The following is a 1,989-nucleotide window of genomic DNA, read 5'->3' as shown; positions in this document are numbered from 1 at the left end:
GAGGCAGAGCGCCAGAACGCCGATCACCCCGAGCGTGACCTTGTGCCAGGCCTTCCACCGCGACGGCGGCTTGCGCGGGAGAAGACCCGGGGCCGACGGGTACGGCTGGGTGGGAGGACCGCTGGGTGCGCCGCCTCCCAAGGGCTGGCCATAGGCGTCCACCGGCGGGCCGTACGGGGGTATCGGGTGGCCGTTACCCGGGAGGGCGCCCCCGCCGGGGCCGGGCGGGCCGTAGCCGGGAACGGTTCCGTCGTCGTCCGGGCCGGGCTGGCTGTGCCACGGGTCCTGCGGTGGAGGCGGGTTCACCCGCGTGAGCATGGTCAAGGGAGGTGAACCGCATAACCCGCCGACCGGATGTGACGGGCGTCCATGCGTGGGGAGATCCCCTGCCTGAACGGGCGATCCGTTCCAGCTCACCGGGGAGATGCGGTCGTGCACCGGTGTCACTCGGGAGGGTGACCTGGGCGCCGGGTCAGTGGGCGCAGGTGGCGATGCTGCAGAAGCGGCGGCGGCCGGTGTCGTCGAGGAAGAGCCAGCCGCAGTTCGGGCCCGGGCAGGCGCACACGGTGAAACGGCGGGGGTCGGCGAGGAGTTCGGCGGCGGCGTTCGCGGCCGCGTGCAGCGGTGTCTCCAGGCCGGCGCCGGGCGACAGCGCCCAGCGGGCCAGCCCCGAGCCGTCTCGGGTGAGGACGGACGCGCGTGCGGCGGCCTGCGCGAAGCCGGCGACCGCGGCGAACGCTCGTTCGTCGCCGGGATCGGTCAGTACGGCGTACAAAAGCGAACGCAGTCTCTTGGCTCTGCCGAGCACCTCAGCGGCGGCGTGCGGGCCGCGGCGAGCGAGTCGAAGCAGCGCCGAAACCGTGCCCGCGTCGACGAGGCCCACCTGCTCGGACCACGCGGCCAGGGCGGGATAGCCGCCGAGCCACTCGCCGCGCGACCCTGGGCGGCCCCAGCCCGCGTAGGTGTTGCAGAACTCCAGGGCCGGATGCCCGCCGACGTTCCAGGGAAGCCATTCGTCGCGCACGCGCACCGCGTAGGCTGGCGCCGGAGGCCGGTCGAGCCGCGGATCCCGCCGGGCGATCCGGTGGCGGAGCTCCCGCAGGGCGTCACCGGGCGTGACGTCCAGGTCGGCCCGCAGAGCCTTGGCGGTCAGGTCGTAGCGGTGCAGGGCCTCGGCCGTACGGCCTTGCCGGTGCAGTGCGGTCATGAGAAGCGCGACCAGGTTCTCCTCGCCCGGGTTCTGCTCGACAACGGGCTCCAGAGTGGACACGATGCGTTCGTGCCCGCCGATGGCCAGCAGATCCTCGGCCCGCCTCCCGACGGCACCGAGCCACCGGCGGTGCAACGCGGCCCCGAGCCGTTCCCGCAGCCGATCGCTCGCGACGTCGCCCAGCAGCGGCCCCCGCCACAGGCCGAGAGCCTCATCCCAGAGGCGCACCCGCTCCACGGCGTCGGTGCCCTCGGCCGCAACCCGGCACCGCTCGGCGAAGTCGTCCACATCGAGCCGGTGCCCGGCCTCATCAACCCGGTAGCCGTCGTGCCGCGTCTCGATGGTCAGCCCATGGTCAGCGAGCGCGCGGCGCAGCCGCCCCACATAGGTCTGAACAGCGCCCCGAGCCGACGCCGGCGGCATCCCGTCCCAGAGGAGATCGGCGATCCGCTCGGCGCTGACCACGCCGCCGCCCGCAAGCAGCAGAACCCCGAGCAGGCACCGCTCCTGCCGGCGGTTGCCCGCGGAGACCCGCCGCCCACCGTCCCAGGCCTCGAACGGCCCCAACAGCCAAAACTCCATCACATCGAACCTTATAACCGCCCTCACCCGTCCGCTGCCCACAGCGACGGCCTTCCGCTCGAGTCTCCGCTCGCGCCCAGCCCGCCAGCCCACGCCTATCCCGCCCTTCCCGCGCCCCGCCGTTCTCGCCCGGCTCGCGCCCTTCCCACGCCCCGCCCTTCTCGCCCGGCTCGCGACCTTCCCGCTCTGACCGTGTC

1 protein-coding gene and 1 pseudogene are annotated in these 1,989 nt (G+C 73.8%); both read right to left on the bottom strand.

The annotated features are described in order from the left end of the window. A pseudogene (locus CRP55_RS52680) lies at positions 1-306 on the bottom strand (hypothetical protein); the annotation flags it as partial. A 166-nt stretch (positions 307-472) separates the two neighbouring features. Further along, positions 473-1,792, bottom strand: coding sequence for a BTAD domain-containing putative transcriptional regulator (locus CRP55_RS51270; RefSeq protein ID WP_097329403.1), 1,320 nt, complete (start codon positions 1,790-1,792; stop codon positions 473-475). Positions 1,793-1,989 lie beyond the last annotated feature (197 nt).

Origin of the sequence: Paractinoplanes atraurantiacus, from assembly GCF_900215205.1 — a bacterium.
Classification (GTDB): domain Bacteria; phylum Actinomycetota; class Actinomycetes; order Mycobacteriales; family Micromonosporaceae; genus Actinoplanes; species Actinoplanes atraurantiacus.
The sequence above is the reverse complement of the archived record's forward strand: the minus strand, read 5'-3'. Positions and strand labels throughout refer to the sequence as shown.

Bases quoted from the DNA above. Each gene is read 5' to 3' on its own strand.
- CRP55_RS51270 (WP_097329403.1), bottom strand. From the start codon at position 1,792: ATGGAGTTTTGGCTGTTGGGGCCGTTCGAGGCCTGGGACGGTGGGCGG.